Here is a 23,045-nt window from a genome sequence, read left to right as displayed (position 1 = left end):
TTTCCTTCCCCGTGATGGTAGCTAGCGGGCTGGGCGTCAGCGACCACGCTGACAGCTTCACAGCAGCAAGCTAAACAGATCTCCCTTGGTAAGAGCGTGAACTTTCACTACACAGCTGCATCATTGACTCTACCCGTTAGATCACATCGCTTCGGTACCTCCGGCCACCTCGTCTCCAAGCTCAGCCTTAGGGTGTTTCTGTTCGTCAGCTCGTAGATTTGCTAGCGGCTTCCTCTCAACAAGACCTCACGGTGTTGCATTTGCCATTCGCTAGTAGTTAGCATTTAATGGAACCCATTAAACGGTGAACTTCCTGCAGGGGATTTTCACACCAATAGTTCACGCCCGTGCCCGCGGCATTATGCGTCATTAAACATAGAGTATTGATTGAAGAATGAGTAAAGAACAAGCAAATAATCCGCTACATGGCATTACTCTTGAGAAAGTTGTTACACGTTTGCAGGAGTATTATGGCTGGGATGGTTTGGCAGATAGGATTCATATCAATTGCTTTAAGAGCGACCCATCAATTAAGTCTTCGCTCAAGTTTTTACGCAAAACCCAGTGGGCGCGAGATAAAGTCGAAAATCTGTATATCTCAACTTTTGAAAATAAATCTCCGTGGGCTAATCGTAAATAAGCACTATTTAGTAACCACATAGATGTCGCTGTGATTAGGCAGGGACAGGCGCATAAATCGGGTAACCGGTAGTTTCTAGCTACCGGCCGCCACACCACCCATCGTCCGGGTCCGTAATAGGCGGCTCCCTATCCATAATGAATATCTACATAACGATAGTGTCCAGTAGCGTTTCATTTGAGTTAAGTGTTATGTCAGTGCGCTACCTCAACTTTATCCAACTGGAAATAGATCGCAGGCTAACCCTACCTTTTAACTCATAGATTTGGGTTCAGGCCTTCGCCCTGTCTAAGATATTCAAATTGGCATTTGGCTACTAGCCGTCTACTGACTTCTGTTTAATCACCTTGATCATTGCTGACCGAGGCGCTGCTGTGTTCCACCACTTTTTCTCTATCCCCGCGATGGTGGCTAGCGAGTTGGGTCTATTTACTAGTCAGCGGCCACGCTGATAGCTTCAGAGCAGCAAGCTAAACAAATCTCCCCAGATAAGAACGTGAACTTTCACTTAATGGAAACCACTAAACGGTGATCTTCCCACAGGAGACTTTTACCCCATTAGTTCACGCCCATGCTGGGCGTACCAAGTTGCTGTTGTACATTCTGACAACAAAAAGGGTGGCCTCCACCGAAGGTGCTATCGCGCACCGCAAAGTAAGGCGGTAGCAACTATAAACTGACCATCGCCGATCTCTGGATTATCTCCCAGCTACAACGCACCGAGATTAGCGTATGCAAAGCCATGGACAGCTACCGCTTCGACCTCGCCTCCCAGACGCTCTATGACTTTGTCTGAAGCGAATGCTGTAGCTGGTACCTTGAGCTGTCTAAGCCAGTATTCTGGGATGACAACGCGCCCAACGTAGTGAAGAAAGACACCCGACGTATTCTGATCCGCGTACTGGAAAATATTTTGCGCTTGGCGCACCCGCTGATGTCTTATATCACCAAGGAAACCTGGCAGCGCGTAAAAACCCTGGCCGGCGCCTAGGTCGAAATCATCATGCTGCAGCAGTACCCAGAGCCCAGCGCCAACAAAATCGATGAAGAGACGGAAGCGGCTATCGTTTGGCTGAAGCAAACCATCGAAGGGATGCGTAATATTTTCTGTGAAATGAATATTTCCCCGACGAAGAAAATTCCGTTGATTCTGCGCAATGGCTCTGCACGTGATAGAGAGTTGCTAGTTCAGGCGTAAAGCCTGCCAACCAAACTTGCCTACCTTAAGGCGATCACCTGGCTGGAAGCCGGTGAATCAGCAACCGTTATGTTGATCAGTTTTTATTATTGAAAATAAGGTGATTCTGCCCCCTTATTTATTACAATTTCATTACTCAGGCTGCCCCCGACTCCCTTTCAAATATCGTCTCTTCACTCATTTATTTATCAATTGAGACCTTCAAATATTTCCATTTGCGGAAAAAATGTGAAGCCTCTTAGCCACTGACGTTAATTGTTACAGAATCCCAGCTAATAAAAAGCAAAGTCGTAAGAAGTAAACGTTCCTTAGTGGCACTGGCGCAATCTACAGCTAGGCCTTATAAACAGTGAACGGCCGGACAAGGTTTTTAGATTTTAAATAATATCCATTGAAACAGATGCCAATCCAAGAATAAAAACTTACTGTCCAATTCGCTTTCACCCGCAGAGAAAGCGTCCCCACCAAGTATTATTTGTTCAGTATTCTCACGGTGGTATTAAGGATCAATTCGGGCCAGGCCCAATAGAAAAACGGGGTGAAAGACGTTGAACTACCCAGAACAGCTCAACCCGATAGTATGGCCTCTGGTTGTTTATTGCCTCGCTGTGCTCGCATTAATCGTGTTAATGCTTAGTCTCTCCTATTTTCTGGGTCAAAAGAGAAGAGACCCTGCCACTGATGAACCCTTTGAGTCTGGCATTATTTCGCAGGGCAGTGCTCGGTTACGAATATCCGTTGCTTACTATCTGGTTGCCATTTTATTCATCGTGTTTGACCTAGAAGCGGTCTATCTATTCAGCTGGTCAATTGCTTTCTTTGAAACTGGACTACTCGGCTTTATCGAAGCCAGCGTATTTATCATCATTCTACTGGTGGGATTGATCTATCTCTGGCGCCTAGGTGCCTTGGAGTGGGGAGGAAAGCAGAAAAGCCTGATCAATCGCAAAAATCATCAATAAAGAAAATCTGGAAAGAGCATGCGCTGGAAGCTGAGTAAAGCCGACGATGTCATTGCCTCCGACTCACGTAAGACAGATAGCGTCGAGATGGAGGAAGACCTGCAAAAGAATGTCCTACTCGCTAAATTAGAAGAGTTGGTAGCCTGGGGGCGCTCTAATTCACTTTGGCCATTTAACTTCGGGCTCTCCTGTTGTTATGTGGAAATGGCCACCGCATTTACCAGTCGCCACGATATATCTCGCTTCGGCGCGGAAGTGATTCGTGCAACGCCAAGACAAGCTGATCTTATTGTAATTTCCGGCACCGTATTCTTAAAAATGGCGCCAGTGGTACAGCGCCTTTATGAACAGATGATTGAACCCCGTTGGGTTATTTCCATGGGTTCCTGTGCCAATTCTGGAGGCATGTACGATATATACAGCGTGGTGCAGGGAGTCGATAAATTCTTGCCCGTCGATGTGTACGTACCCGGCTGCCCTCCACGTCCCGAAGCCTTATTGCAAGGGCTCACCCTACTACAAAAATCAGTCGCCTCCGAACGTAGAAACTTTAGTTGGGTAGTGGATGAGCAAGGGACCAGAAAAGTCCCAAAACCTAGCCAGAGAGATTTACACCGAGAGGAACGTATGCGCACAAAGCTATTGCGCTCTCCAGATACGGTATAAAAAGTTTAAAGTGCAACAAGAAAAATAAAAACGGAACTCTCATGACTGGCGTTATAGCAAAAAGTGTTCACTGCGAGACTGCCTACATCCAGGAGGCTGAACTGTTCCTGCGTGAAATAGATCTGGAATATCATTCACATAACTACTGGTTACAACCTAACTGTGGGGATATGCCCACCCTATGGGTAGACGCCCAGTCACTGATTCCCCTATTACAATTCCTTAAGCAGAATATTTCCCGTCCATTCGACATGCTCTACGATCTCAGTGCGATAGATGAGCGATTGAGGGTAAATCGTGGAGAAGGACCGGAAAAGCAGCCGGCCAGTGATTTTACCTTGGTCTATCAGCTTCTCTCTTTCACCCGAAATTTATTTATCCGCATCAAGGTCGCACTGGCCGACTCCAAGCTTTCAGTACCCTCAATTTCAGGAGTTTGGGAAAACGCCAACTGGTATGAGCGGGAAGTCTGGGATCTCTTTGGAATCAACTTCGAAGGGCATCCACATTTGCGTCGAATTATGATGCCCCCCACCTGGAAAGGGCATCCCCTCCGTAAAGATCATCATGCGCGCGCCACAGAAGTAGACCCTTTCACTCTCTCTGAAGAAAAAGAACGCAAGGAGCAAGAGGCGCTATTGTTCCGCCCTGAGGACTGGGGCATGGCCCGCGCCAATGAAGACTCGGAATTTATGTTTCTAAACCTGGGGCCCAACCACCCTAGCGTACACGGCGTTTTTCGTATCGCCCTGCAACTCGATGGCGAACAAATCGTGGATGCGGTACCGGATATCGGATACCACCATCGCGGCGCAGAAAAGATGGCGGAACGTCAGGCCTGGCATACCTATGTGCCCTATACAGACCGTATTGATTACTTGGGTGGTGTTATGAATAACCTGCCCTATGTATTGGCTCTTGAGCAACTCGCCGGAATTCAGGTGCCCGAACGCGCCCAGGTTATTCGAGTGATGATGTGCGAGTTTTTCCGTATTTCCAGCCACTTGGTATTTTTCGGCACTTTTGCGCAAGATGTCGGCCAGATGTCTCCTGTCTTTTACATGTTTATCGATCGGGAAAAGTTATTTGGTATTGTCGAAGCCATCACTGGCGGAAGAATGCATCCAGCCTGGTTTCGTATTGGCGGCGTAGCCCAAGATCTTCCAGAGGGCTGGGATAAAATGGTTCGGGAATTTCTCGACTATATGCCCGAACGGTTGCGCGATTACGATGGCATGGTAATCAAGAACAAGCTATTACAAAAGCGCACTCGGGGAATCGGTGTCTACAATACCGCTGAAGCAATAGAGTGGGGAGTTACAGGCCCCGGCTTACGCGCAACCGGGCTTGATTGGGATTTACGCAAAAAACGCCCCTACAGCGGCTACGACCAATTTGAGTTTGATATTCCCAGCTATGATGGTGGTGACTGTTTTGATCGATGCCGTGTACGAGTGGATGAGATGTGGCAGAGCTTGCGCATCATTCGCCAGTGCCTGGAGAATATGCCCACGGGCCCTTATAAATCCGATCATCCATTGACGACGCCGCCGCGCAAGGGGCGCACTATGCAGGATATCGAAACCCTCATTCAACACTTCGTCAATAACAGTTGGGGACCGGTAATGCCAGCCGGTGAAGTGTGTTTCCCTATCGAGGCCACCAAAGGTCTCAACAGCTATCAGATAATCAGCGACGGGGGGACAACATCCTATCGCACTAGAATACGCACCCCCTCATTTCCACACTTGCAAATGATCCCACTGATGTCTCGGGGGCTACTAATTGCGGATTTGATTGCAATTATTGCCAGTATTGATTTTGTTATGGCTGATGTGGACCGATAACTAAAAAAATGCACTTATATTTGGGAGGGGATTTTTATGAAATTCACAGTTCAATGTCTTCTTGTCGCAATAACAACCGACGGCAACGGCATCTTCTAGATGCCTCCGTAAGTTCAACATAGGAGGCGTAAATGTCCAGCTTATTAGAACCGGAAGCTATTGAAGTAATGGAGCGAAGCAACAAGGACCCAGACCAATTCTCCGGAACCCTCACCGATGAGGAAAAAAGAGAAATTGACGAAGAAGCCGCTCATTATGAGGGTAAGTCTTCAGTGGGTTTAGAGGCACTCAGAATCGTACAAAAGCATCGGGGTTGGATTTCAGATAGCAGCCTTCAGGCTATTGCAAATTACTTGGAAATACCGGTGGCTCAATTGGAAGGTGTAGCCACCTATTTTCAACTGATATTCCGCCAACCGGTTGGTAAAGAAGTGATATACCTGTGTAAAAGTGCCAGTTGCTGGATTATGGGGTGCGATCAATTACAAAAACATATAAGTCAGCGCCTACAAATTGAGCCTGGCCAAACATCTGCTGATGGAATCTTTACCTTACTGGAAACTCCCTGCCTGGGAGACTGTGATAAAGCGCCAGTGCTGATGCTGGGAGATGAAATGTATAGAAATCTAGATGAATCAGCCATCGACGCATTAATTGAGAAAAAGAAACAAGTCCATGCTGACAAATCCTCTCACTAAAAATATCACTAAAGATAATATCGCCGCTGATATCACACGATACTTGGCTAACGATGGTTACCAAGGATGGCGCAAGGCTCACTCTATGGCGCCGGATGACATTATCACTCTTGTCAAAGAGGGAGGGTTACGTGGTCGCGGCGGAGCCGGATTTAATACCGGACTAAAGTGGAGCTTTGTTCCCCGTGGTGAGGGTTCTCCAAAACAAAAATTTATTGTCTGCAATGCAGATGAAATGGAACCCGGCACCTTTAAAGATCGCCTTTTGATGGAACGTGATCCTCACTTATTACTAGAAGGCATGGCAATTGCTGCCTACGCCATAGGTGCGTCTGTTGGCTACATTTTTATTCGCGGAGAATATCATCTAGCAGCAGAGCGCTTGGAATTGGCAATTGAGGAGGCAAGATCCAGAGGATTCATTGGCAATAATATATTTAATGGTGAATATTCACTGGAAATCTTCGTGCATCGTAGTGCAGGTAATTATATCTGTGGTGAGGAAACAGCACTGCTCAACGCCCTTGAAGGGCGCCGTGCAATTCCCAGAGCCAAACCCCCCTTTCCCCAGGTAAGTGGTCTCTGGGGTAAACCTACGGTAGTCAACAATGTAGAGACCTTCTGCAATATCCCACATCTGGTGGCCCTTGGGATCGACTGGTATCGAGGCTTGGGAGTGGGTCAGGATGCCGGCAGTAAAATTTTTGGTGTCAGTGGCAAGGTCAAGAATCCAGGTGCCTGGGAACTGCCCATGGGGACATCCATTCGCGAAATTATTGAACAGCATGCCGGAGGCATGCGAGATGGACTGAGACTGAAAGGTTTTCTTCCAGGTGGCGGATCTACCGATTTCCTCGGACCCGACCACCTGGACCTTCCCATGGATTACGACGTAATCGGCAAGGCTGGCAGCCGTATGGGAACCGGCACAATTACAGTGATGGATGATAAGACCTGTCCCGTTGGGCTTGTGCTAAATCTTACCCAGTTCTTCGCTCGCGAGTCCTGTGGCTGGTGTACCCCCTGCCGGGATGGCTTGCCATGGGTTGTGAAAGTTCTACAGCGAATAGAAAACGGTGAGGGTCTACCCGAGGATCTCGAACTTCTACAAGAGCAATGTGAACGAATTGGCCCTGGTAAAACTTTCTGTGCACTGGCTCCTGGAGCGGCAGAACCCATTCAGAGTGCCCTCAAATTGTTCGAACGAGACTTTCTAGACCATATTAAAAAAGGCTGTTGTCCCTATAAATAATTAACAAAAATTGGCCAAGGCTCAAAATAACATCGATAAAAAATGGATTAGCGATGCCAACCATTACGATCGACGGCGAGAAATACCAGGTTGATGGTGATCAGAACCTACTCAGTAGCTGCCTGACTCTGGGTTTAAATGTTCCCTATTTTTGCTGGCACCCAGAAATGGGCTCAGTAGGCGCCTGCCGGCAATGTGCCATGATCGAATATAAAGACAGCGAAGATCAATCAGGCCGCCTGATTATGAGCTGTATGACTCCAGTTCGTGATGGTGGCATTTACAGTGTCAATGCAGAGACTGCAAAAGAATTTCGCGGCAGCATAATTGAAGACCTGATGACCAATCATCCCCACGATTGTCCAGTTTGTGAGGAGGGTGGCGAGTGTCATTTACAGGACATGACAGAAATGTCAGGCCACACCATGCGTCGCTATAGGGGCACCAAGCGTACACACCGCAATCAATATCTTGGCCCATTTATCAATCATGAAATGAATCGCTGTATTACCTGCTATCGCTGTACAAGGTTTTACAACGATTATGCCGGGGGGAACGACTTACAGGCTCTTGGCCGAAATCATCAGGTTTACTTTGGCCGTCAGCAAGAAGGACGTCTGCAAAATGGCTTCAGTGGCAACTTAGTTGAAGTCTGCCCAACAGGCGTTTTTACCGATAAGACTTTTAGCGCACATTTTGTACGTAAATGGGATCTGCAAACTGCGCCCTCGATTTGTGAGCACTGTGCAGTGGGATGTAACACCGCCCCTGGTGCAAGGGAATCCGGTAACGGCCACGACCCCATGCTAAGGCGTATTACCAATCTCTACCATCACGATATAAACGGTTATTTTCTCTGTGACCGCGGACGTTTCGGCTATGAATATGTCAATAGTCCAACACGTATTGATCAGGTATTAAGTGCTCGAAATGAAGAACTTATCGGCTCTACCGCAGATACTAAAGATCAATTACATCGTCAGGTAAATCCCCGTGACGGCGTTCTCCATCTATCAGTTCAAATCACTGCAGCTCAGCGCAAACTTCGCCGAATCATTGGTATCGGCTCCCCCCGGGCATCCCTTGAAAATAATTATGCACTACGACAGTTAGTTGGGCTCGATAACTTCTTCTCTGGATTAAACCGTCTCGACCAACATTTGCTACAACTGGTCAACAACATACACAGTGACAACCGAATCACAAGCCCCAACACCCCGGAAATAGAAACCGCTGATGCAATTTTGATCATCGGTGAAGATATCTATAATACGGCTCCACGCATTGCCTTGGCCGTACGTCAAGCAGCACGTAATCGTCAGAAAAAACAAGCACAAGATCTAAAAATACCACTGTGGCAAGATACCTCAGTTAGACAGTTAGAAGGTGATCCCAGCCCAATTATCTTTATTGGAACAGAGTTCACCGAGCTAACAGACATTGCCACAACTACTCTATTTGAATCGCCGGAAAGAGTCACCCTCTTCACCCAAGCCCTTACTCAGGAAATATCTAAATCTAGCAAGCAGTCCACAGAAATTTCTCCAGAGTTTCAGAAAGAAGTCAATCACACTGCTGAGATATTACTCAAGGCGACGAACCCACTCATTATTTCCGGAATCTCCAGCAGGCACCTCGACACTCTAAATGCGGTAGCAAATCTGGCTCGTGTTCTTAGTAATCATAGAAAGGTACCCACTAAGCTGTACTTGAATTGTGGTGAAGTGAATAGCCTGGGGATGATCCAGCTTTTTAATGAGAAAGAAGGTAGTCTGGAACAACTTATGGAGTCACTATCAGTCTCAGATAAGGAAATACCTACCAGTCTTATCGTACTTGAAAATGATTTATATCGACGACTGGATACACCATCCGTGGAAAAACTGCTTTCTCTCGTGGATGAAGTGATTCTTATCGATACCCTACTTACACCCACAGCCAAGAGGGCAAACTGGATCTTTCCGGCATCTACAACAGCTGAATCACAAGGCACTTATGTAAACAATAATGGCCTGGCACAGCGATTCTACGCGGTCTATGAAGGAAAAGGATACATACAAGAGAGCTGGCGTTGGCTGGTGGATGCAGTAGATTTTTGCACAGAGAAATCTGAAAATTACTCAGTTCTCAGAAGCTGGAAACACAGTACAGATCTCAGTGATGCTCTGGCAAGAGAGATTTATACGTTGAAGGTTTTGGCCGAAATCGGCCCAAATGAAGATTTCCGAATAGATGGTCTTAAAGTCGCACGTCAAAGTGCCCGTTATAGCGGCCGTACAGCTATCCACGCCCAACAACATGTCTCAGAGACGCCGCCTATTAAAGACCCTGATGCTCCAATGAACTTTAGTATGGAAGGTATACACAATCCCAATAAAACTCAGCTACAGGCTAATATTTGGTCACCCGGATGGAACTCTAACCAGTCTATTTTTAAGTTTCAGCAACAAGTTGGCGGTGAACGTAAAGGCGGTCCATCAGGAAAATATATTGAGTTCTCCCAACACTCTACACAAGACTCGAATGTTTCTGAAGAAACATCAGTAAAACCAACTGAAACCTCCAATAATTTACAGATGCTGCCCATTTATCGCCTATTTGGCAGTGAAGAGCTCAGCAACCAATCGATGTCCTTCTCTGAGGTCATAGAGGCTCCCTTCATATTGATGCATCCCGATGAAATATCTCAGTACGATACCCAAGAGGGAGAATTGGTAGATATCGAAACTAACTGTGGCAACTACAGAGCTGAAATTAAAGGCTCTAATACGATCCCACATGGATGCATTGGCGTACCTTTTGGTTTGCCGGGCCTGGAATCTCTAGCTCCTCAGATCCCAGGCTATGCTTCTCTACGACCGGCTGTGACACCGGCAATAAGTGAGGAACAGTAAGCCATGAATACTTCAATCTGGATTACTCTGTTAAATATTTTCGGTGTACTTATCGCTACAGTGTTACTCGCAGCCATTCTCACCTGGGGAGAAAGGCGACTGCTGGGATTCTGGCAAGACAGGCCAGGACCAAACCGGGTGGGTCCATTCGGCACATTACAAGTCATTGCCGATATGATTAAATTATTTTTTAAAGAAGATTTCACTCCTCGATTCGCCGATATTCCAGTCTTTGTTCTAGCACCAACTGTCGTTATGGCAACGATGTTAATCGCCTTTGCAGTTGTGCCTATGTCACCGAGTATTGGTGTTGCAGATCTTAATATTGGTCTCCTATTTGTGCTGGCAATGAGTTCCATTGCGGTTTACAGCATAATCCTCGGAGGTTATGCCTCCAACAATAAGTATGCACTACTGGGTGGACTTAGGGCCGCCGCTCAAACCGTATCTTACGAAGTCTTTATGGGATTGAGCCTGATGGGCGTAGTGATGATGTCCGGTAGTTTCAATCTGCGGGATATTGTCATTGCCCAGGCGGATACTTGGTTTATTGTGCCTCAGTTTCTTGGATTTATCGTTTTTTTTATTGCCGGTATTGCCGAAAGTCGCAGGACACCCTTTGATCTCCCTGAGGCAGAGCATGAATTGACGGCAGGATTTCATACCGAATATTCAGGTATGAAATTTGGAATGTTCTTCGTCGGTGAATACCTTGCCGTAATTCTAATAGCTGCACTGATCACCACTTTATTCCTAGGGGGGTGGCACGGCCCCCTGCTTCCACCTATTATCTGGTTCTGCCTCAAAACTGCTTTCTTGGTTGCCATTTTCATCCTGCTACGAGCCGCCCTCCCACGCCCTCGATACGACCAGTTAATGAAATTTGGATGGAAAGTCATGCTGCCATTATCACTGGTTAATCTGCTCGCCACCGCTGGAATACTGTTATGGATCGCCTAGGCATTCAATCATATCTACCCAGCAGCGCCGGAGAAAGAAAATGATCGCCAGTCAAATTCGCAGTATGTGGTTAGTTTTTAAGCATTTATTTCGACGCAATGTCACTGTGCAGTACCCCGAAGAGAAACCCTACTTGGCACCTCGCTATCGAGGAAGAATTATTTTAAGCCGCGATCCTAATGGGGATGAGCGCTGCGTTGCCTGCAATTTATGCGCGGTTGCCTGTCCACCCGATTGTATTTCATTACAAAAGACAGAAGACCCTGATGGTCGTTGGCGCCCTGAATATTTCCGTATCAATTTTTCACGCTGCATTATGTGTGGACTCTGTGAAGATGCATGTCCAACCTATGCCATCCAGCTGACACCTGACTTTGAGATGTGTGAATATGATCGGCAAAATATGGTGTACGAAAAGGAGGATCTCTTAATTGATGGACCGGGAAAATATCATGACTACAGTTTTTATCAAGTCGCCGGCAAAGCAATTAAAGGGAAAGATAAGGGACAAGCTAACAATGAGGCAGAACCGATTAATGTTAAGAGCCTTAATTTGTAACCTATAAAAACAGGAAGTATTAGAGACCTTTATCGATTAAAAGTTACAGATCAATAAGAAAGACTTAGCTCCATAATTCAAAAGATTACTGAATTCAAATAAACATTTAGAGAAACAGTGATCGCATTGTCTGAAACGCAGCCACAAGCGTAACGACCTCTAAATTGACAACAATATTATTTAGGAGAGATCAGAGATATGAATTTTGTCTTCTACTTGACATCTGCTATAGCAGTGGTAGCAACTGCGATGGTGATCTTTCATAAAAATGCCGTGCATGCGCTTCTTTATCTTGTAACTTCATTATTGGCGGTGGCTGTTATCTTTTACCAGTTTGGAGCTCCTCTGGCTGCAGCCCTAGAAGTCATTATTTATGCCGGTGCCATTATGGTGCTCATTGTTTTTGTAATTATGATGCTCAACCAGGGAGATTCCACTGTAGTACAGGAGCAAACCTGGCTTCAACCCAGAACATGGTTAGGCCCTGCTTTATTATCTGCCCTATTGTTAGCTCAACTAATTTTACTAGTAAGTAGTGGAAAGATTTCCTCAAACCAAACTTTCCACTATATAGGCCCCAAGCAAATTGGTATCGCACTCTTCAGCCATTATGTCCTCGCCGTAGAGTTGGCCTCAATGTTATTACTGGCCGGGTTAGTCGGCGCGTTCCACCTGGCTCGGCGCAAGAAAATTGATTCTGAGGGTTCCAGCAATGCCTATTGAAACCGCACCAGGGCTTGAAGCAGGAATCATGCTCTCATCCATTCTTTTTTGTCTTGGCCTAGCCGGCTTAATGATGAGACGAAATGTCATCTTTATGCTGATGTGTGTAGAAATATGTACAAATGCGGCAGCATTGATGTTTGTTGTGGCCGGTGCACACTGGGGTAATGTTGATGGGCAAGTAATGTTTGTATTTGTGGTCACCCTGGCAGCTGCAGAGGTTGCCATTGCTCTCGCTCTGGTTCTGCAATTTTACCATCGTAAACACACCGTCGATATTGATCAACTAAATGAACTGAGAGGTTAATATGCAGGGGCTATTGGCTTGGGTGCCTCTTTTACCGCTGATTGGCTTCCTGATATTGGTTGCTATACCGCTTTTTCATCGAAGTGAGCCACCTCAAAAATTTGTTGCTTGTATCGGCGTAGGCAGTGTTGGCTTGGCCGCACTATTGACAATGATCGTAGCTTTCACTTTGTTTTGGAAAACTCCATCCGAGCTAGTCAATATTTCTCTATGGCAGTGGATGCTTGTGGATAACCTGCAAGTGGGTTTCAACTTCCATATAGATTGGTTAACTATTGTGATGTTGCTGATTATCACAGGAGTAGGATTTCTAATCCATCTTTATTCAGTGGGTTATATGCGGGACGATATGGACTTTCGCCGTTATTTCGCCTATCTGAACTTATTTGTATGTGCCATGCTGATTCTGGTTTTGGCTGATAATTTGGTTTTACTCTATTTAGGTTGGGAAGGTGTTGGGCTCTGCAGTTACCTGCTAATAGGATTTTGGTACAAAGAGCCAGCCAATGGTACCGCTGCACAAAAAGCGTTTATTGTTACCCGAATTGGCGATACTGCAATGGCCATCGGCCTATTCCTACTTTTTTATGAGTTTTCAACACTTAATATCCAACAGCTTATTAGTGTCATCGATGGTCAAGAAGTAAATACCGAAATAATCACTCTAGCATGCTTACTTTTATTGGGGGGGGCCGTAGGCAAGTCCGCTCAATTACCGCTACAGACTTGGTTACCCGATGCAATGGCCGGTCCAACTCCTGTTAGCGCCTTAATTCACGCTGCCACCATGGTTACCGCAGGAGTTTACCTAATTGCCCGCATGCACCCTCTATATATGTTATCGGAGGTGGCCATGAACGCGGTTGCATTTGTCGGTGCTACCACGCTACTTATATCGGGATTTAGCGCAATCGCCCAAAGTGATATTAAAAGGGTACTGGCCTATTCCACAATCAGCCAGATTGGCTATATGTTTCTTGCTTTAGGGGTTGGCGCTTGGTCAGGTGCCATATTTCATTTAATGACCCATGCTTTTTTTAAGGCCTTACTTTTTCTATCCGCAGGTTCAGTAATTTTAAGTCTACATCATGAACAAAATATCTTCTCTATGGGTGGTCTTTACCGAAAAATTCCATTGACTTTTATCTGCTTTACTATCGGCTGCGCATGTCTTGCAGCACTTCCCTTCACATCAGGATTCTATAGCAAAGACCATATACTGTTGAGTGCATGGGAATACCACCAGGGAGTTAATATTTTATGGCTCGCCGGTATACTTGGAGCATTGGTAACTGGAGTTTATAGCTTCCGTCTATTGTTTTTGGTTTTTCTCGGCAAAGAAGGTACCGCTTCAACCCACTGTAAAGATGCCAACACTCCTGTGATGAGTATCCCTCTTTGTATCCTCGCAGCACTGGCATTATTTGGTGGGTTATTGGCTCCCCCTCTGCAGGCAGTATTTGGTGTTCGCCCAGATGAAGACCACTCCGCCTGGATCGAAGGTGTAGCCATAGCAATGCCACTAATTGGACTAGCCATTGCCTGGAGATTATTCCTCCATGAACAAAAATCCGGGGAACAACGCTCACCCCTTATGCAGTTCTGGTTCTCTGGGTGGGGCTTTGACTGGTTGTATGGCCATCTGTTGGTAAGGCCCTTCAAGTATCTCTCTCAAATAAATCATAACGATATTATTGACAGTCTTTACAAAGGTACTGCGGCAGTTAGTCGGCAGATGAACGCCCTTTTAAGCGCTTCTCAAAATGGACAGGTACGTTGGTATCTAACTTCTTTCGCAGTTGGCTCCATTCTATTCCTCGCACTTCTGGTGGCTTTATGACCCTATTGGCAATCATTATTATATTGTTCACTGGCGGCATAATTGCTTGGCTGTCAGAACGTTATTTTAAAGCTGGTGGACGTTGGATCAGTCTGATAACTCTGCTGCTCACCGCCATGCTACTCACAAACTATTTCACATTTATTCATTCAACCGGAGTGGGGACAGCGGAACCATGGTGGGATAGTTTACAAATATCTTGGATTCCCCGGTTTGGAATTGACTTCCATCTAGCCATTGATGGCTTAAGCTTTCTCATGCTGGCGCTGACCCTGGCAATGGGTATTTTTGGCGTTTTGATGACATGGAACGATATAAGTTTCCGCAGAGGATTTTTCTATTTCAATTACCTGTGGACTCTGGCTGGGGTTGTGGGTGTTTTTACCGCTATTGATCTTTTCCTGTTTTTCTTTTTTTGGGAAGTCATGTTGATACCCATGCTATTTCTTATCGCGGTGTGGGGATATGAGCAGCGTATTTATGCCGCGATCAAATTCTTCATTTTTACTCAGGCTAGTAGCCTTCTCATGTTGATTGCTATAGTTGGTTTGGTTTACATTCACTATACCAACACTGGGCAGCTAACCTTTAATTACAATGCACTGTTAAATGCCCGCCTCCCACCGGGAATTGCCTACTGGTTAATGCTGGGCTTCTTTGTTGCTTTTATCGTCAAATTACCTGCACTACCTTTCCATACCTGGCTGCCTGATGCACATACTCAAGCACCTACGGCAGGCAGTATCCTGTTGGCTGCCATTCTCCTTAAAACTGGAGCTTATGGTCTATTACGCTTCAATCTCCCCCTATTTCCTGAAAGCTCTATTGAATTTGCACCTGTTGCGATGACCATTGGCGCTATCAGTATTATTTATGGTGCGATGCTCGCGTTTGCCCAACGAGATATGAAGAGACTCGTAGCCTATTCCAGTGTTAGCCACATGGGATTTGTTTTACTTGGTCTTTATGCCCTTGACACTATTGCGATACAAGGGGCAGTAATGCAAATGATTGCTCATGGTTTGAGTACCGCAGCACTGTTTGCCTTAGTAGGAGCCTTGCAACATCGCCTCCATACCCGGGATATGCAGCAACTGGGTGGCCTTTGGGGCAGACTGCCAAAGTTATCTGCCATTGCGCTTTTTTTTGCTGTGGCATCATTGGGCCTTCCCGGCCTCGGCAACTTTGTCGCCGAGTTCACTGTACTGGTGGGTAGCTTCCGTACCAATCATTGGATGACAGCCCTAGCGGCAATCGGGCTTATTGGTGCTGCGCTCTATGCCCTACTCATGATGCAAAAGGTCTTTTTTGGGAAGTTAAATAAAAGACTGGAAAAGCCAATTCGAGAGCACGAAGCGACAGATCTTAATATACGAGAATCCTGTGCCCTGCTCACACTCGCCGCACTTCTGGTATTTATCGGTTTACATCCACAACCGATATTCAATATCGCCGAACAGACCGTACAACGATCTACTACGAAAATTGAAGCGGTGTTAAATATTCAGAAATTCTCCCCTGAAAAAATATCTTCTCAAACACACCCAACCAGGCTCGAACACACCTCAATAGAGGATACAACTCCATGAGCGCTCAGGAACTTTTTGGGATATTACCCCTACTGATACTAAGTGCAGGTATAGTGATTCTTTTATTACAGGTATCATTTTGGCGAGGGCACCTGGGTGCGTTGGCAACCACCACGATCACTCTGGTGTTAGCCATGACATCTTGTTTTTGGGTTGCTGGTTCTCTATCTGGAGCGACCAGCTCTATTCAGGTGACTGGATTACTCCAGGTTGACTACACCGCTTTATTTTTCTGCCTCATATTACTTCTAACAGCCTTTGCGATTAGTATCATGGGGTATAACTACCTACGTTTGCGCTGTGATCCCAAGGGGATCTCGGGAAGTTACCCTGAGGAGTATTACATCCTATTGCTACTGGCTATGTTAGGCGCTTGTACACTGATTTTTTCGAGCCATTTTGCCACTTTCTTTCTTGGTCTTGAACTTATCAGTCTCTCCCTATACCCAATGCTCGGATTTTCATTGACTGGCGACCTATCCCCTAAAAGAGAAAAACTTCAATCTCTTGAGTCAGCAATTAAATATTTAATTCTGTCAGCACTATCCACCGCCCTTGGCTTATTTGGAATTGCCCTTATTTATAGTGCAAGTGGAGCACTGGATTTTGTCGGAATAGCTTCGCGCATAACAGAGCTATCCCAGACCTCCACATTATTTGCAACCGGAGTTACCTTACTGCTCATTTCTATAGCTTTTAAATTATCTCTGGTGCCATTTCACATTTGGACACCAGATGTATATCAAGGAGCCCCAACACCGACAACCGCCTTAATTGCAACTGTTGGCAAAGGTGCTGTAATAGGTTTTCTATTACGTTTTTTTAACATCTTGGATCTGTACAGTAGTCAGGTTTTACTCGATATGCTCTCTATAGCAGCCATAGCCAGTATGTTGGTAGGAAATCTCCTGGCATTGATGCAAACTAATATTAAACGACTTTTAGCCTACTCCTCTATTGGCCATATCGGTTATTTGATTGTGGCCTTTATTATAGGTAAAAGCACTTTTGGTACTGAAGCAGTTATTTATTATCTGGTGGCATACATAATTACCACGCTGGGATCTTTTGCAGTTATAGGCTTAGTAGCTGATTCTGTTGAAGAAAAAGTACTTAAAGGCGAGTACCCTGAAAGCCCCCTTTCAGACGTACAAAACCCCTATCAACGAGCGTTTTATCGGGGACTATTATGGCGCTCCCCTTGGCTGGCAGGTTGTTTTGCCGCCATGCTGCTTTCCCTCGCCGGAATCCCCCTGACTATTGGTTTTATTGGCAAATTTTATGTATTTACCGCTGGTGTAGAAGGACAAATGTGGGTGCTTCTTGCGGGTGTGGTAATTGGCAGCGCACTGGGACTTTTTTACTATCTACGCTTACTCCTAACTATGGTTCAACGTGATAATGTTCCCGACATAAATAATACCGGAGCGGTACAAATCGCTACATCTGGTCAGCTATTGTTGTTGATACTGACAACGGCTCTATTGGTTTTTGGCATATTCCCCCAGATCTTGATCAACTGGATAAATGCACTATAAAGATTAATTAGGGTATGGCCGCAAGAAGAAACGACCTGTTTTCTGCCCAATAACAATTTCCTAGGTACCAAAGGGCAAATCTATGAAAACTTTCAAGCAGGCATTTGAGATCATTCGAGACGCGGAGAAGTTTCACCTGGACATGGCGGTCTTATATGAAGATTTACTCGACAAATCCGAGGATTATCGAACGCAATTGTTGTTGAAGCATATGTTGGAGCACGAACAGCGTATGGCGAGAAACCTCTCGAATTATGGAGAAATCGCCCAGCAAAGAGTCATGCAGACCTGGCTACAGTACACTCACGAAGAAAGCGCTCACGATTTTATTCGGCAACTACCACTAAGCGATCCTCCCACAATTAAAGAAGTCAATAATATTGGACGGGAAGTGGATCGGTATTTTTCAAGCCTCTATGAAGCCGTTTATGGCGCTATTGAGTCTATGGAGGTGAAAGAAGTCTTTGAGGATTTAAAGCAGATTCAAGACAAAGAACGCATCACCCTATCTATGGCAACTAATTCGCTCTGGGATATGTAACACAAGAAAAAGCCCGCAGAATCTGCGGGCTTTTCATAGGAGGTACAGCTTATAAATAATAACGTTGTATAAAGGCCAATCTAGCCCTCCAACTTACCTAACAAGCTTAAAAGTCATACTGTGCACGCACATAGTAGAGCGCACCATTGAAGCCCATGGGGGCGGTTTCCGGGTATTTAGCACCTGCTACACCTGACCAGGGGTTTTTATCTGGGTAGTTGTTAAACAGGTTCTCTGCACCAGCAATCAGGGACAAAGACTCCGTGAAGTCGTAAGCCCCTTCGATATCCACCGTCCACTCATCACCGGCATCAATGGGTAAGCTGTAATCATCCAAATGCGCCTCCCAATAGCTACCGTAGTAGTTCAGACGAACCAACCCACGCCAGCCATCACCGGCATGTGAAACGGTTGCATTACCACGAACATTAGGCAGACCATCTTCCAGCTGCTTGAGGCGCATATCATCCATTGTATCTGGACTGAAATCGGTAACCTCTGTATCTGTCCAGTTGGCAGCAAAGCTCAAGTCGGTGGCGTCACCAAGTGGATAAGTAGCCACTAGGTCGATACCACGGGTCTTGGTATCAAAGTCATTGGTATAAAAACGGAAGTACTGAAGGGAGTCAGCACCACTAATTCCATCTGCCACTAGCTGAGCACGCTCAGCGTCACTCAGTTCCTGATTCGCAGACTGGGTGATACGGTCGCTCACGGCGATTTGGAAGTAATCGAGCGTTATATCCCAGTCGCCAGCAGCAATGATCGTACCAATGGTAAAGCTCTTAGACTCTTCAGGTTGCAGTTGCTTACCGCCCTTCAATGCTGCAATAGGGTTAGTTGGAGGGATAGTGCCACGGTTCGCCAACTGACCATCGGTAAATGCCGTAGTCACATTACTGATATTAGACTGGCCAGGTGTCGGCGCACGGAAGCCGGTACTGTAGGTAGAGCGCAACGCAATTATGTCGTTGATTGCCCAGTGCGCGGAAAGCTTGTAATTGAAAGTGCTGCCGAAGTCAGAAAAGTCCTCCCAACGTGAGGCCGCACCTAACCGTAAGCTATCGGTCATTTCCAGTTCAAAATCAGTGTAAAGGGCAATATTGTCCCGATCGAAAGTGCCAGCTACTTCCGGGCCAAAACCAGAAAAGCCATTGGAACCTATCAAGAAGCCCTGCTCAGTCAAGGGTCCAGTAGTCCAAGAGGCTTCATCTCCCATTCTGACCTGGAATTCCTCCTCACGCCATTCAAAACCACCGGCCATGTATAGTGTTTTACCGGCGACTTCCGCAGCCTTGGTCAGGTCAATATTAAAATTGGTTTCAGTTTGCGCATATCCGCCGGGGCTGAATTTGGTTGGAGTATCAGGACCCATGGTGGCATTCACGGTATTGTAGATATTAAAATCTACCTGGTTACGCCCCCTACTGGCGCTGACATCATAGCCAATGCCATTGGCGAACTCACCACGAAGGCCTAAGACCATGGAGTAATCTTCCAGGTCACCACCAAAGCGAGGAGTAAAGCCGCCGGGGAACATCTCGGTATAGGAGAAACACTCATCAAGATCGTGGGCTTCAGAGACACTGACATTTTGACAGTCATCAATACCATTGCTGGGATCTAGGTCGCCTATCAAAGGAACTAGAATTTTATCCAGTTCCCCATCACCATCTTCATCCACATCTGAATCAACCTCCTTTGCAAAAACGCCTGCCCGAGTCTCAGGATTACGATAATAGAATCCCCCATCGGTGGAACGGCTGGCGTAGTTACCAAAAGCATATAGCTCAACCGCATCACTTAACTCAATGGCACTGTTAATAAAGAACTTAGTGTCATCATTAACTTCGGGCTGGCCCCAGATTTGCGCAGGGTTAGCAACATAGGTGTTGCCATCCGCGATCAGCTGAGCAGCATCATCCCGCTGTACACTGCGACTGGTGGAGTCCTGTTCACGATACTCCATGCTGAAGTTGACGAAGCCGGAATCGGTTAGTGGCAGGCCGAAATTAGCGGCAACCATACTCTGGTCACCATCGCCTTCTGCGGTAGTGGCATGCTTCACTTCAACGGTGCCACCCTCGGCAGCGTCTTTAAGCTGGAAGTTAATCACCCCGGCAATAGCATCGGAGCCGTACTGAGCCGCTGCACCGTCGCGAAGCACTTCTACCTGCTTCAGTGCTATGGCTGGTATGGCGGAGATATCCGGGCCCTGAGCGCCATCCGATACACCACTTCCCAGGAAAGAGATTACCGAAGCTCTGTGACGACGCTTGCCATTTACCAATACCAGGGTGCTATCCGGTGGCAGTCCACGAAGGTTCGCTGGGCGCACGATGGATGCCGCATCGGAAATTGGCTTGGCATTCACATTGTAAGAGGGCACTACATTACGCAGTAGGTTGTTGAGATCCCCATCCCCCTGGTTAACGAATTCATCACCGGTGACAATATCGATTGGTGCCGAGGAATCTGTCGCAGAGCGCCCTTCAACACGGGTACCGATGGTGATGACCTCCTCCAGAAGGGCATCCTCGGCAATTGCGGGGCTAGATGCCGCGGCAACCGCCATTGCCAGCAGTGATGGAGCGCCACAGGCTACTAGCCAGCGCTTCTTATCTTCTTTCATGTAATTACCCTGTCAATTATTAATTTTATCTTCTAATCCCAATCAATCAATTTTCGGCAATGTGTTGGCTCACGTATGCACGAAATCAGAAACAGCGAAATCTGCGCCTGATTTAGATAGCGCGCACTGAGTAACGCACGAATTTAGGCCGAAAACCTCAATGATGAACATCATCATTTTTAATCACTGCAAGAAGCGTGACACAGGTAAAAAATGCCAGTAAAAATGGAAAATTAAAATACCTAAATAACAGATATTGACAATTTAAATCATGTCATTCTGGGAAATGATGCCATTTATGACATTAAGATAAGAAAGGATAAAACGGACTTAAAGGGAATTGTCGCCCTGAAAAAATTGGATACTGACTAGGTAATTATCATCCAAATCGAGCACAGGAAGAATATTAAATGATATTTACCCAAAAGTGAAACTGAACATCCTATAAATGGAAAACTTTAGGGGACCATCATCCACGATGAGATACTGGGACTCACAAAGCTTACTGGAGCCCCCAGCCCATAGATAAGCTACAAGTCGTCTAAAGCAAAATCCACAGCCTTATTAGCATGTATTTGAGTAGTATCCAGAAGTGGAATTTCTATATCCTCTTGAGAGACCAACAGACCAATCTCGGTACAGCCCAGAATCACAGACTCAACTCCTTGACCAGACAGAGAGCGGATAATGCGTAGATACTCCACTCTTGATGAATCTTTGATCCTTCCTTTACAAAGCTCCTCATAGATAACACTATGCACAATTTCCCTGTCAGGAGCCGAGGGAACAACTAGAGTTATTCCATATTTATCCTGGATATATCTGCGGTAAAAATCCTGCTCCATGGTGAAAGCAGTACCTAGCAATCCCACTTTCTTCACATTTTCTCTGAGCAAAACTTCAGACACGGCATCTGCAATATGAAGGAGAGGGATATCAATCGAAGACGCTACCTGCTCGGCCACTTTATGCATTGTGTTGGTACAAATGAGAACACAGTCTGCCCCTGCCGATTCCAAAGCCAGGGCTGCCTTGGCCAACATCTGCCCGGCTTCTTCCCATTTACTCATTCTTTGGAGCTTCTCCACTCTGGCAAAGTCGACACTGTATAAAACAATCTCTGCTGAGTGCAGCCCCCCTAGATGTCGATTAACCCCCTGATTAATTAACTTATAATAAAGCTGCGTACTCTCCCAGCTCATACCTCCGAGCAGCCCTATTTTTCTTACTGACTTTTCCACCGTATCCTCGTTTTGCACTTAAAACATGAAGCAACAAATTTATGCCAGGTAGAAAATAGAAACAAGCAACTGTGAAAAATTGTATTGTAAAAGTTATGAGGCTAATCAATCCTAGCAGGTTACTCATTCTCATTGGATGGTTCCAAAGCCATACAAGAAGCTATTAAATTTCTTTTACTGAAGTTATATCCAGAAAGAAGAGCCATCATATTCTCCCTTCCCAGAAGTCTACGAGTAATTTCTTTTAGAGAGACTCCTTGACGCCCTAACTCCTGAGCAGAACACGATAAGTTAAGCAAGTAATCATATTTATCCTGCAGCCTCTTTTTACCATTTTCCACCATACCCCGATGGGGACAAAGGACAAGGTCAAAATTATATTGAAGCACTTTGCGAATACTTTGCATCAGAACCGGAATGCTCTCATCTCTGCGCAACATTTTCAGGTGACTGGCCACATAGAGGTCTGCCGTGAATATCCAACCTCGATCCTCCATCAGGTAACAGGTCATATCCTTGGCATGTCCCGGAGTCGGGATAGGAATCACCTTCTCACCGGCTATTCGTAAGTTCTTTGGCAGCTCTGCCGCTTCCGCCAGCCCCGGCGCCCCCCAAATAAGTCTTTGAAGTGGTGGGATACGAAAACCTCGCTTTAAAATTTCTATCGTTGCTTTAGGAGCTCGAGGCTGAACACCTGTCAACTTATAGATAGCTCCAGCATTGCCACTATGATCTTCATGGTGATGAGTTAAGAGAAGCTGACGAAAGGGTTTATTTTTCACAAACCACTTGACGTATTTCCATTGATTGCTAGGACCTGCATCTATAATGGTGTCTTTCAAACGATAAATGATAAATGTGGTGTTAATTCCAAAGTCAAATCTGCCAACTCTCTGCGCATCGAGATCTTTGTAATCAAATGAATCGATGACCGACACACAAGCCTCCGTCACCTGAA

At 46.0% G+C, this 23,045-nt stretch carries 19 protein-coding genes and 1 pseudogene; 17 read left to right on the top strand and 3 right to left on the bottom strand.

From position 1 onward, the window contains the following. Positions 1-394: 394 nt before the first annotated feature. The 17 genes and pseudogenes from LC073_RS17095 to LC073_RS17015 all read left to right on the top strand — a co-directional run bounded on the left by LC073_RS17095 (position 395) and on the right by LC073_RS17015 (position 18,214). A complete protein-coding gene (locus LC073_RS17095) occupies positions 395-640 on the top strand; it encodes a VF530 family DNA-binding protein (protein ID WP_226648527.1) in 246 nt (81 codons plus the stop codon). Positions 641-1,316: 676 nt separating this feature from the next. Next, positions 1,317-1,631 (top strand): annotated as a pseudogene (locus LC073_RS17090) (class I tRNA ligase family protein). A 12-nt stretch (positions 1,632-1,643) separates the two neighbouring features. Beyond that, positions 1,644-1,838, top strand: a complete 195-nt coding sequence (locus tag LC073_RS17085; protein ID WP_226648526.1) for a hypothetical protein — start codon at positions 1,644-1,646, stop codon at positions 1,836-1,838. A 548-nt stretch (positions 1,839-2,386) separates the two neighbouring features. Further along, positions 2,387-2,800: an NADH-quinone oxidoreductase subunit A gene (gene ndhC, locus LC073_RS17080; protein WP_226648525.1), complete on the top strand. Its 414-nt coding sequence runs from the start codon at positions 2,387-2,389 to the stop codon at positions 2,798-2,800. Between the two features lie 18 nt (positions 2,801-2,818). Next, positions 2,819-3,466 carry a NuoB/complex I 20 kDa subunit family protein gene (locus LC073_RS17075; protein WP_226648524.1) on the top strand — a complete coding sequence of 216 codons (648 nt, stop codon included), beginning with the start codon at positions 2,819-2,821 and terminating at the stop codon, positions 3,464-3,466. Between the two features lie 41 nt (positions 3,467-3,507). Then, complete coding sequence (gene nuoC, locus LC073_RS17070) at positions 3,508-5,313, top strand: NADH-quinone oxidoreductase subunit C/D (protein WP_226648523.1); 1,806 nt, start codon at positions 3,508-3,510, stop codon at positions 5,311-5,313. A gap of 131 nt (positions 5,314-5,444) precedes the next feature. After that, positions 5,445-6,011 carry an NADH-quinone oxidoreductase subunit NuoE gene (gene nuoE / locus LC073_RS17065; RefSeq protein WP_226648522.1) on the top strand — a complete coding sequence of 189 codons (567 nt, stop codon included), beginning with the start codon at positions 5,445-5,447 and terminating at the stop codon, positions 6,009-6,011. After that, positions 5,989-7,263, top strand: a complete 1,275-nt coding sequence (nuoF, locus tag LC073_RS17060; RefSeq protein ID WP_226648521.1) for an NADH-quinone oxidoreductase subunit NuoF — start codon at positions 5,989-5,991, stop codon at positions 7,261-7,263. The genes nuoE and nuoF overlap by 23 nt, the downstream gene beginning before the upstream one ends. A gap of 53 nt (positions 7,264-7,316) precedes the next feature. Next, entirely contained in the window at positions 7,317-10,157 is a 2,841-nt protein-coding gene (nuoG, locus tag LC073_RS17055) for an NADH-quinone oxidoreductase subunit NuoG (protein WP_226648520.1), read from the top strand. A 3-nt stretch (positions 10,158-10,160) separates the two neighbouring features. After that, on the top strand, positions 10,161-11,117 hold the full coding sequence (gene nuoH, locus LC073_RS17050) for an NADH-quinone oxidoreductase subunit NuoH (protein ID WP_226648519.1): 957 nt from the start codon (positions 10,161-10,163) through the stop codon (positions 11,115-11,117). A 40-nt stretch (positions 11,118-11,157) separates the two neighbouring features. After that, on the top strand, positions 11,158-11,676 hold the full coding sequence (gene nuoI / locus LC073_RS17045; protein ID WP_226648518.1) for an NADH-quinone oxidoreductase subunit NuoI: 519 nt from the start codon (positions 11,158-11,160) through the stop codon (positions 11,674-11,676). Between the two features lie 198 nt (positions 11,677-11,874). Next, positions 11,875-12,399, top strand: a complete 525-nt coding sequence (nuoJ, locus tag LC073_RS17040; protein WP_226648517.1) for an NADH-quinone oxidoreductase subunit J — start codon at positions 11,875-11,877, stop codon at positions 12,397-12,399. Then, positions 12,389-12,706, top strand: coding sequence for an NADH-quinone oxidoreductase subunit NuoK (nuoK, locus tag LC073_RS17035; protein WP_264190656.1), 318 nt, complete (start codon positions 12,389-12,391; stop codon positions 12,704-12,706). Before nuoJ ends, nuoK begins: the two co-directional genes overlap by 11 nt. Position 12,707: 1 nt before the next feature. After that, the gene (gene nuoL, locus LC073_RS17030) at positions 12,708-14,546 is read left to right on the top strand and encodes an NADH-quinone oxidoreductase subunit L (protein WP_226648516.1); all 1,839 of its coding nucleotides are present in this window, start codon (positions 12,708-12,710) and stop codon (positions 14,544-14,546) included. Continuing rightward, entirely contained in the window at positions 14,543-16,135 is a 1,593-nt protein-coding gene (nuoM, locus tag LC073_RS17025) for an NADH-quinone oxidoreductase subunit M (protein ID WP_226648515.1), read from the top strand. Before nuoL ends, nuoM begins: the two co-directional genes overlap by 4 nt. After that, the gene (locus tag LC073_RS17020; RefSeq protein ID WP_226648514.1) at positions 16,132-17,673 is read left to right on the top strand and encodes an NADH-quinone oxidoreductase subunit N; all 1,542 of its coding nucleotides are present in this window, start codon (positions 16,132-16,134) and stop codon (positions 17,671-17,673) included. The genes nuoM and LC073_RS17020 overlap by 4 nt, the downstream gene beginning before the upstream one ends. Positions 17,674-17,755: 82 nt before the next feature. After that, on the top strand, positions 17,756-18,214 hold the full coding sequence (locus tag LC073_RS17015; protein ID WP_226648513.1) for a hypothetical protein: 459 nt from the start codon (positions 17,756-17,758) through the stop codon (positions 18,212-18,214). A gap of 106 nt (positions 18,215-18,320) precedes the next feature. On the opposite strand, the gene LC073_RS17010 is transcribed toward LC073_RS17015, so the two are convergent. The 3 genes from LC073_RS17010 to LC073_RS17000 all read right to left on the bottom strand — a co-directional run bounded on the left by LC073_RS17010 (position 18,321) and on the right by LC073_RS17000 (position 23,025). Continuing rightward, the gene (locus tag LC073_RS17010) at positions 18,321-20,846 is read right to left on the bottom strand and encodes a TonB-dependent receptor plug domain-containing protein (protein ID WP_226648512.1); all 2,526 of its coding nucleotides are present in this window, start codon (positions 20,844-20,846) and stop codon (positions 18,321-18,323) included. A gap of 530 nt (positions 20,847-21,376) precedes the next feature. Then, on the bottom strand, positions 21,377-22,087 hold the full coding sequence (locus tag LC073_RS17005) for an aspartate/glutamate racemase family protein (protein ID WP_226648511.1): 711 nt from the start codon (positions 22,085-22,087) through the stop codon (positions 21,377-21,379). A 119-nt stretch (positions 22,088-22,206) separates the two neighbouring features. Next, entirely contained in the window at positions 22,207-23,025 is an 819-nt protein-coding gene (locus LC073_RS17000; protein WP_226648510.1) for an MBL fold metallo-hydrolase, read from the bottom strand. Between the last annotated feature and the right edge of the window lie 20 nt (positions 23,026-23,045).

Origin of the sequence: Microbulbifer variabilis, from assembly GCF_020524905.1 — a bacterium.
Taxonomy (GTDB): domain Bacteria; phylum Pseudomonadota; class Gammaproteobacteria; order Pseudomonadales; family Cellvibrionaceae; genus Microbulbifer; species Microbulbifer variabilis_A.
Note: the sequence above shows the minus strand (reverse complement) of the source record. Positions and strands in the feature narration are given on the sequence as shown.

What these genes read in the sequence shown, in the direction of transcription:
- LC073_RS17095 (WP_226648527.1), top strand. Translation starts at nt 395, where the DNA reads ATGAGTAAAGAACAAGCAAATAATCCGCTACATGGCATTACTCTTGAG.
- LC073_RS17085 (WP_226648526.1), top strand. Translation starts at nt 1,644, where the DNA reads ATGCTGCAGCAGTACCCAGAGCCCAGCGCCAACAAAATCGATGAAGAG.
- LC073_RS17075 (WP_226648524.1), top strand. Translation starts at nt 2,819, where the DNA reads ATGCGCTGGAAGCTGAGTAAAGCCGACGATGTCATTGCCTCCGACTCA.
- nuoC (WP_226648523.1), top strand. Translation starts at nt 3,508, where the DNA reads ATGACTGGCGTTATAGCAAAAAGTGTTCACTGCGAGACTGCCTACATC.
- nuoE (WP_226648522.1), top strand. Translation starts at nt 5,445, where the DNA reads ATGTCCAGCTTATTAGAACCGGAAGCTATTGAAGTAATGGAGCGAAGC.
- nuoF (WP_226648521.1), top strand. Translation starts at nt 5,989, where the DNA reads ATGCTGACAAATCCTCTCACTAAAAATATCACTAAAGATAATATCGCC.
- nuoG (WP_226648520.1), top strand. Translation starts at nt 7,317, where the DNA reads ATGCCAACCATTACGATCGACGGCGAGAAATACCAGGTTGATGGTGAT.
- nuoH (WP_226648519.1), top strand. Translation starts at nt 10,161, where the DNA reads ATGAATACTTCAATCTGGATTACTCTGTTAAATATTTTCGGTGTACTT.
- nuoI (WP_226648518.1), top strand. Translation starts at nt 11,158, where the DNA reads ATGATCGCCAGTCAAATTCGCAGTATGTGGTTAGTTTTTAAGCATTTA.
- nuoJ (WP_226648517.1), top strand. Translation starts at nt 11,875, where the DNA reads ATGAATTTTGTCTTCTACTTGACATCTGCTATAGCAGTGGTAGCAACT.
- nuoK (WP_264190656.1), top strand. Translation starts at nt 12,389, where the DNA reads ATGCCTATTGAAACCGCACCAGGGCTTGAAGCAGGAATCATGCTCTCA.
- nuoL (WP_226648516.1), top strand. Translation starts at nt 12,708, where the DNA reads ATGCAGGGGCTATTGGCTTGGGTGCCTCTTTTACCGCTGATTGGCTTC.
- nuoM (WP_226648515.1), top strand. Translation starts at nt 14,543, where the DNA reads ATGACCCTATTGGCAATCATTATTATATTGTTCACTGGCGGCATAATT.
- LC073_RS17020 (WP_226648514.1), top strand. Translation starts at nt 16,132, where the DNA reads ATGAGCGCTCAGGAACTTTTTGGGATATTACCCCTACTGATACTAAGT.
- LC073_RS17015 (WP_226648513.1), top strand. Translation starts at nt 17,756, where the DNA reads ATGAAAACTTTCAAGCAGGCATTTGAGATCATTCGAGACGCGGAGAAG.
- LC073_RS17010 (WP_226648512.1), bottom strand. Translation starts at nt 20,846, where the DNA reads ATGAAAGAAGATAAGAAGCGCTGGCTAGTAGCCTGTGGCGCTCCATCA.